At 70.1% G+C, this 7455-nt stretch carries 8 protein-coding genes and 1 pseudogene; 1 reads left to right on the forward strand and 8 read right to left on the reverse strand.

From position 1 onward, the window contains the following. From VJR25_RS14295 to VJR25_RS14325, 7 genes and pseudogenes are all read right to left on the reverse strand, one after another. Window positions 1–231: pseudogene (locus VJR25_RS14295) on the reverse strand (phospho-N-acetylmuramoyl-pentapeptide-transferase); the annotation flags it as partial. Then, window positions 228–1640: a UDP-N-acetylmuramoyl-tripeptide--D-alanyl-D-alanine ligase gene (locus tag VJR25_RS14300; RefSeq protein WP_324116167.1), complete on the reverse strand. Its 1413-nt coding sequence runs from the start codon at window positions 1638–1640 to the stop codon at window positions 228–230. The gene VJR25_RS14300 and the pseudogene VJR25_RS14295, both read right to left, overlap by 4 nt. A 45-nt stretch (window positions 1641–1685) precedes the next feature. Further along, window positions 1686–3470: a penicillin-binding protein 2 gene (locus tag VJR25_RS14305; RefSeq protein WP_324116169.1), complete on the reverse strand. Its 1785-nt coding sequence runs from the start codon at window positions 3468–3470 to the stop codon at window positions 1686–1688. Between the two features lie 4 nt (window positions 3471–3474). Beyond that, window positions 3475–4074: a hypothetical protein gene (locus VJR25_RS14310; RefSeq protein WP_324116171.1), complete on the reverse strand. Its 600-nt coding sequence runs from the start codon at window positions 4072–4074 to the stop codon at window positions 3475–3477. Further along, the gene (rsmH, locus tag VJR25_RS14315) at window positions 4071–5024 is read right to left on the reverse strand and encodes a 16S rRNA (cytosine(1402)-N(4))-methyltransferase RsmH (protein ID WP_324116173.1); all 954 of its coding nucleotides are present in this window, start codon (window positions 5022–5024) and stop codon (window positions 4071–4073) included. Before rsmH ends, VJR25_RS14310 begins: the two co-directional genes overlap by 4 nt. Window positions 5025–5123: 99 nt before the next feature. After that, window positions 5124–5555 carry a division/cell wall cluster transcriptional repressor MraZ gene (gene mraZ, locus VJR25_RS14320; RefSeq protein ID WP_324116176.1) on the reverse strand — a complete coding sequence of 144 codons (432 nt, stop codon included), beginning with the start codon at window positions 5553–5555 and terminating at the stop codon, window positions 5124–5126. A 185-nt stretch (window positions 5556–5740) separates the two neighbouring features. Further along, window positions 5741–6115, reverse strand: coding sequence for a DUF3040 domain-containing protein (locus VJR25_RS14325; RefSeq protein ID WP_324116178.1), 375 nt, complete (start codon window positions 6113–6115; stop codon window positions 5741–5743). Window positions 6116–6180: 65 nt separating this feature from the next. Here VJR25_RS14325 and VJR25_RS14330 point away from each other — a divergent pair, with 65 nt between their 5' ends. Further along, window positions 6181–7278, forward strand: a complete 1098-nt coding sequence (locus VJR25_RS14330; RefSeq protein WP_324116180.1) for a polyprenyl synthetase family protein — start codon at window positions 6181–6183, stop codon at window positions 7276–7278. Window positions 7279–7287: 9 nt separating this feature from the next. Here the strand turns inward: VJR25_RS14330 and VJR25_RS14335 are convergent. Next, on the reverse strand, window positions 7288–7455 hold a 168-nt coding region (locus VJR25_RS14335; RefSeq protein ID WP_324116182.1), incomplete at its 5' end, for an Rv2175c family DNA-binding protein.

Raw genomic sequence — 7455 nt, forward strand, 5'->3', positions numbered from 1 at the left:
CGGATTGTTGCCGACGTAGCATCCCACCACGTATCCGACGATCGAGCCCAGGATGAAGATGGTGCCGCCCATGGTCACGGTGCCGCGCTTCTGATGGTGCTGCGGGTTGCCGAGTTCCGGTGTGCGGATGACCTGCGCCCACCCCAGGTACCGGAACAGCCGCAGGAAGACGGGTGTCAGGAACAGGGTGAATGCCAGCGAGATCGCGGCCGCGGTCAGGAGGGATCTCACGAGAACGATTCTCCCAGACGATCCCCGAGGAAACGCAGGCCCGCGGAGTTGGACGACTTCACGAGCACCCGGTCGCCCTCGCGCAGCTCGCCGAGCAGATACTCGTAGGCGTCGTCGGCGGTCGGGAAGAAGACGGCTTCGCTGTCCCACGAGCCCTCCGCCACGGCGGCGAGGTAGAGGCGCCGCGCGGCATCCCCGACCACGACGATGCGCTGGATGCGCAGACGCACGGCGAGTTCCCCGATGCGGTCGTGCTCCTCCCCCGCGTATTCGCCGAGCTCGCTCATGGCGCCGAGCACCGCGACGGTGCGCTCGCCCGGCGCGGTGATCTGCGCGAGGGTGCGCAGAGCTGCGCCCATGGAGTCCGGGCTGGCGTTGTAGGCGTCGTTGATGATGCGCACCCGGTCGGAGCCGAGGGGCTGCATGCGCCAGCGCTCGGCCAGCTCCACGGTCTCGAGGCGCGCGACGCAGTCGCCGAAAGGCACTCCGAGCGCGGTCGCCGCGGCGATCGCCGCCAGCGCGTTCATGACGTGATGCGCGCCGAGCACGCGCAGCTCCAGGCGCCGCGACTCGTCGCCGACCGTCACGGTGCAGGAGGTTCCCGCGGCGTGCACCTCGATGTCGGTCGCGCGCACGTCGGCCGCAGGTCCCGTGCCGAACCAGCGCACCGCGGCATCCTGCTCCGCCGCGACATCCGCCATCGCCGCGACCCGCGCGTCGTCGACGTTGAGCACGGCCGTGCCGCCCGGGCGCATGGCCTGGATGAGTTCCGCCTTGGCCCGCTGGGTCGCCTCGATGCCGCCGAATCCGCCGGCGTGGGCCATCCCGACCATGAGCACGATCGCGAGGTCGGGATGCACGAGGCCGGCGAGGTTCGCGATCGCACCGGGCGCGCTGGCTCCGAACTCGCTGACCAGGTACCGCGTGTCGTGGGTGACCCGCAGCATCGTCAGCGGCGCGCCGACCTCGTTGTTGTAGGAGGCGATCGGGGCGACGGTCTCGCCCTCGTCCTGCAGGATGCGCGCCAGCAGGTTCTTGGTCGTGGTCTTGCCGTTGGACCCGGTGATGCCGACGATCTGCAGTCGTCCGGCAGCGCGCACGCGGGCGACGACGTCGCGGGCGAGGTCCGCGAGCGCCTGCACCGCGTCGGCGACGACGACCTGGGTCACGGGTGCCTCGACCGGGTGCTCGACGATCGCGAGCACGGCGCCGGAGCGGACCGCACCTGCCACGAACCGGTGACCGTCGGTCTGCTCGCCGGGCTTGGCGACGAAGACGCCGCCGGCCGTCATGGTGCGCGAGTCGGTGTCGACGGCGCCGGAGACGAGGGTCTCGGCGGTGTCGTCCCCGTGGAGGATCAGCCGTCCTCGGGTGGCGTCGGCGATCTGGGCGAGAGTGAGGTCGATCATGGGGCAATCGTGTGGGGGTCGTCGGCGCGGGCGCGGCGGCCCGGTTCAGCCGAACTTGGGGAGGATCGTGGGCTTGGAGGTCGACGGCATGACCCGGTAGGTCTTCAGCACCTGCTCCATCGCGGCCTTGAAGGTGGAGGCGTTGGCCGTCGACGAGGTTATCGCAGTGGGCTGATCGAGCGTCACAGCCACGATGTACTGGGGGTCGTTCGCCGGCGCGAAGCCGATCATGGTCGTGTAGTAGCGGCCCTGGATGTAGCCCTTGCCGCCGTTGGAGATCTGGCCGGTGCCGGTCTTGGTCGCGATGCGGTAGCCGGGGATCTTGACGAGGTCCTTGTACACGGCCTGCATGGCGACGTTCTCGAGGATCTCGCGCACCTGGGCGGAGGTCTTCGCGCTGATCACCCGCGTGGGCTTCGGCTGGCTGGGCTTGATCACCTTGCCGGACGCGGTCGTGCACGACTCGACGAGCGACAGCGGCATCCGCACGCCGTCGTTCGCGATCGCGTCGTACGCCTCGACGAGTTCGGGCACGGTGGTGGTGAGGCCCTGGCCGTACGAGGTGTCGTAGCGCATCTGGCTGTCCCAGTTCTGCCACGGGTGCACGATGCCCTGCGTCTGGCCCGGGAAGTCGATGTCGCTGCCGGAGCCGATGCCGAACTTCTTCAGGAAGTCGTAGCGCTCCGCGAGGCTCATGCGCTGGCTGAACACCGATGCGCCCGCGTTCGACGAGTCGATGAGCACGCCCGCGAGCGTGTAGTCGTAGGTCGGGTGGTGGAACGAGTCGACGACCGTCGCGCCGTTCGGGAAGTGCTCGGGGTCGGAGACGATCGCGGTCGACGTCGGCGTCTGCCCGGCCTTGTCGATGAGCATGGATGCCAGCAGGCCCTTGAACGTCGATCCGGGCTCGAACTGGTCGGTGAAGATCTTGCTGTACCAGGCATCCGGGCTCGACCCGTTGATGTTGTTCGGATCGACGGTGGGGTACTCGGCCATCGCGCGCACCTTGCCGGTCTTGACCTCGGTGACGGTGATGGTGCCGTACTTGGCACCCATCTTCTGCACGCCCTGGGCGATGAGCTGGTCCATGTACCACTGCAGATCGGTGTCGATCGTCAGCTTGAGGGTGCCGCCGTCGACCGCGGGCTTCTCGGACTCGGTTCCGGGGATGATCACCCCGTCCTTGCCCACCTCGAACGACAGCTTGCCGTTGGTCGGTGTGAGGCACTGGTTCGCGCTCAGCTCGAGCCCGGCCAGCGCCTTGCCGTCGCTGCCCATGAAGCCGAGCAGGTTCCCGGCGACCGCGCCGTTCGGGTACGAGCGCGACGGCTGCGGGCTGCACGAGATGAAGTCGGTGCCGAGCTCCATGAGCTTGCGGTACTGCTCGGTGCTCAGTCCGTTCTGCAGCAGCGCGTACTGGGAGTATTTGTTCTGGGCGAGCGCGTTCGTGATGAGGGCGCGGACCTTGTCGCCGGTGCTGCCGATGATCGCAGCGATCCGGTCGGACATCTGCGACCACGGGATCGTGACGGTGTGCCCGTTGCCGTCCCCCTGCTTGGTGTCGCTCACGTTCACGGGGGTCATCTGGCAGTCGTACTTCAGGGTGCTGCTGGCGAGCGTGGTGCCGGTCGCGTCCACGATCGTGCCGCGCGTGCCGGTCAGGGTCTGCGTCACGCCCAGCCCGTAGCGCAGCGAGTCGTCGATGTTGGTCTGGGCGTTGACCACCTGGATGTCGACGAGGCGGATGACGAACGTCACCATGATCGCCAGGACGATGGCGAGTGCCACGACCGTGCGGCGGCGCGGTGAACGGGTGCTGCGGCTCGTCATGGTCTCAGTGTGTCTGCGGGACGGGCAGCCCCTCGGTCAGCGGCGGGGGTGTCGCGGCATCCACAGCGGATGTGGAGCTGGTCGAGGCGCCCGAGATCGTCTCCTTCGGGTCGGTCACGAGCGGATCCTTCGCGATGAGGGCATTGGCGACCTGGCCGCGGCCGAGCGCGTCCACGGTCGACTTGGATGCCGCCCGCTGGCTCTTGCCGAGGATCTTCGCGTCGCTGAGACGCAGGTAGCTCGGCGACTGGTCGATGACCATGCCGAGCGCCGTCGCATTGGCGGCGAGGTTCTGCGGCGAGCTGAGGCCCGCCACCTCGTCGTACAGGATCTGCTTCTGCCAGGTGAGCTGCCGCTGCTGCGACGTGAGCTTGGACACCTCGTACGAGCTCTGCGTCGTCATGATCGACAGCACCATCTGCGCGACGAGGATCGCCACGGCGCCCGCGACCGCCACGATGCCGTAGACGAGCTTGGGACGGCGGCGCGGCTGCGGCGCGGCGACGGCGTGCAGGCGACGGTCGGGATGCCGGTCGCCGCCGGGGACGGCATGGACGCGACCGGAGGCGGGGTGGACGCGGGCGGCTGTCGTGGCGGTGCTCATCGGGCCTGCCTCACTCGTTCTGCGGCGCGCAGCCGCACGGGGATCGAACGGGGGTTGCGCGCCCGCTCTGCGTCATCGGCCAGCTCCGCGCCCTTCACGAGCAGGCGGAACCGGGGTGCGTGTTCGGGAAGCTCGACCGGGAGCCCTGCCGGCGCCGTCGAGCGGGTGGCATCCGCGAACGCCCGCTTGACGAAGCGGTCCTCCAGGGACTGGTACGACATCACCACGATGCGACCGCCCACGGCGAGCGCGTCGAGCGCAGCCGGCAACGCCTTCTCGAGCGCGGCGAGCTCGCCGTTCACCTCGATGCGCAGCGCCTGGAAGACGCGCTTGGCGGGGTGCCCGGCACGCGCCACGGCGGCCGGCGTCGCGGCGGAGAGGATCTCGACGAGCCGGCCGGAGCGCTCGATGGGCGCCTCGGCGCGGGCGGCGAGGATGGCGCGCGCGTAGCGGGCCGCGAGCTTCTCCTCGCCGTAGCGCTCGAAGATGCCGCGCAGGCGGCCCTCGCTGTAGGTGGCGAGCACCTCGGCGGCGGTGATGCCGGTGCTCTGGTCCATGCGCATGTCGAGGGGGGCGTCCTGCGCATAGGCGAAACCGCGGTCGGCCATGTCGAGCTGAAGCGAGGAGACGCCGAGGTCGAACAGGATGCCGTCGACGTCGGTGAACCCGGCGCCGCGGATGGCGTCGGCGATGCCGTCGTACACCGTGTGCACCGGGATGAACCGGTCGCCGAAGGGAGCCAGTCGCTCCCCCGCGATGCGCAGGGCGTCCTGGTCGCGGTCGAGGCCGATGTAGCGGATGCCGGGGAAGCGCTCGAGGAACGCCTCGGCGTGCCCGCCCATCCCGAGCGTGCCGTCGACCATCACGGCGCCGTCGCGCTGCAGGGCAGGGGCGAGCAGCTCGACGCAGCGCTCGAGCATGACGGGGGTGTGGATGTCTCGGAGGTTCATGGTCTCAGGGGCGGGATCGTGGACCCTGATCCCCATCCGCGAGGACCTGGCGCCGGGGAAGTGCGTCAGGGCGTCTCGGCTGGGAGTCACAGTCCGCGATCAGAACAGGCCCGGGATCACCTCCTGCTCCAGCTCGGCGTAGCCCGACTCGTTGGCCTCGGCGTACGCGTTCCAGGCATCCGCGTTCCAGATCTCGGCGTGGGTGCCGACACCGGTGACGACGAGCTCGCGCTCGAGGCCGGCGTAGGTGCGCAGGTGCGGGGGGATGGTGATCCGGTTCTGGCCGTCGGGGGTCTCGGCACTGGCTCCGGACAGGAACATGCGCAGGAAGTCGCGCGCCTGCTTGTTGGTCAGCGGAGCTTCGCGGATGCGGTCGTGGACCCGCTCGAACTCCTCCGTGCTGAACACGTAGAGGCAGCGCTCCTGGCCGCGGGTGACGACGATGCCGCCGCCGAGGTCGTCACGGAATTTCGCCGGCAGGATGACGCGGCCCTTGTCGTCGAGTTTGGGGGTATGCGTGCCGAGCAACAACGCCGCTCACCCCCGTCCGGTTCACCGCTTGACCCTGCCACCCCAGCAGGTGTGCGCCACTTTACTCCACTCTCCTCCACTTTGCGAGGAAGACGCGCCCCGGTCCCCCACCGATGCCCCCGGGCACGAAAAAACACCGACCCGCCGGAGCGGATCGGTGTGGGTGGTGTTCGGGGGGCCGGGGGCTACTGGTGCCCGTCGTGCCGGCGATCCCAGCGGTCGTTCATGCGGTCCATGAACTTGGGAGACGGCTTCGCAGACGGGCCGTCCGACGATCCCTCATCGGCGGAACCGGACCCGCCGCGCCTGTTCGGCGTGACGGCGAGGACCACACCGCCGAGCATGACGACGAACCCGATCACACCGACGACGATCATCGGCAGGGCGACACCTGCGACGAGACCGCCGAGCCCGAGGAGGACGAGCACAGTGCCGTAGACGATGCGGCGATAGCTGAGCCCGCGCCCTGATCCGGGCGCACCGACGACATCTGCATCGCTGTGCAGGAGCTGACGCTCCATCTCATCGAGCAGACGCTGTTCCTGTTCGGAGAGTGGCATGCAACCCCCTCGGCTGTTCTGTTGGCGACGATTCTACGCGCCCTTCTATTGACTAGGCTAGGCCCGTGGCGCCCACCCCGGATCCGATCGAAGCGGTTTCCCAGCGTCTTGACCAGTTCCTCGATGCCCAGCGCGCCGGCACGTCCGGAATGGGCGACGAAGCGGCCCTTCTGCTGCACGCCGGAGCGGAGGCGCTGGCCGGCGGGAAGCGGCTTCGTGCCCGGTTCTGCATCGCCGGGTGGAGGGCGGTGGAGGAGCCGCGCGGCGTGGACGCGGCATCCCCGCCCGACGCCGTCATCGCCGCCGCCGGGGCGCTCGAGGTCTTCCACGCCGCCGCCCTCGTGCACGACGACCTCATCGACAACTCCGACACGCGCCGGGGCCGGCCCGCCGCGCATCGGTCCCTCGAGGCCGCGCACCACTCCGCCCGCTGGCACGGCGACGCCGACGCGTTCGGGCGCTCCGGCGCGGTGCTGCTCGGCGACCTGCTCGTCGCCTGGAGCGACGACCTGTACGAGGAGTCGCTGCTGCAGGTGCCTCCCGCCCAGGCCGTCGCCGCCCGCACGGAGTATGCGCGCATGCGCCGCGAGGTGACCATCGGCCAGTTCCTCGACATCGCCGAGGAATCGAGCTTCACGATCGCCCCCGACGACGAGCACGCCGAACGCGCACTCCGGGTCGCGTCGCTGAAGTCGGCACGGTACAGCGTGCAGCAGCCCCTGGTGATCGGCGCGGCGCTGGCCGCGGCATCCCCCGCGCAGCACGCCACCCTGGCCTGGTTCGGCCACGCGGTGGGGATGGCGTTCCAGCTGCGCGACGACGTGCTCGGGGTGTTCGGCGACGAGTCGGTGACCGGCAAGCCGAGCGGCGACGACCTGCGCGAGGGCAAGCGCACCGTCCTGGTCGCGTATGCGCGCGAGGCGGCGGACCCCGACGAGCGGGCGCTGTTCGACGCGCGGCTGGGCGACCGGCAGCTGGACGACCGCGCGATCCAGGCGATGCAGCAGCTCATCCGACGCACGGGCGCGCTCGACCGGGTCGAGCAGCTCATCGCGGACTACGCCGCCGAGGCGGAGAGCGCCCTGCAGGATGGTGCGGTGGGCGCCGCCGCTCTCGAGGAGCTGCGCGGCCTCGCGCGTGCGGCGACCGTGCGCACGCGCTGACTCGGTCGATCAGGCCAGGGCGCGGGCGACCCGGCGCACCTCGCTCTTGCGCCCCTCGAGAAGGGCGTCCAGCGGCGGGCGGCCGATCGAGTCCTCGACGGCGAAGAGCCAGTCGATGACCTCGTCGTCCGTGAAGCCCGCGTCCTGCAGGACGATGACGGTGCCACGCAGGGATGA

It is taken from the genome of Microbacterium sp. (assembly GCF_035277845.1).
Lineage (GTDB): Bacteria > Actinomycetota > Actinomycetes > Actinomycetales > Microbacteriaceae > Microbacterium.

Excerpts from the sequence above, each read along its gene's own strand:
- VJR25_RS14305 (WP_324116169.1), bottom strand. The coding sequence starts at position 3,470 with ATGACGAGCCGCAGCACCCGTTCACCGCGCCGCCGCACGGTCGTGGCA.
- rsmH (WP_324116173.1), bottom strand. The coding sequence starts at position 5,024 with ATGAACCTCCGAGACATCCACACCCCCGTCATGCTCGAGCGCTGCGTC.
- VJR25_RS14325 (WP_324116178.1), bottom strand. The coding sequence starts at position 6,115 with ATGCCACTCTCCGAACAGGAACAGCGTCTGCTCGATGAGATGGAGCGT.
- VJR25_RS14310 (WP_324116171.1), bottom strand. The coding sequence starts at position 4,074 with ATGAGCACCGCCACGACAGCCGCCCGCGTCCACCCCGCCTCCGGTCGC.
- VJR25_RS14300 (WP_324116167.1), bottom strand. The coding sequence starts at position 1,640 with ATGATCGACCTCACTCTCGCCCAGATCGCCGACGCCACCCGAGGACGG.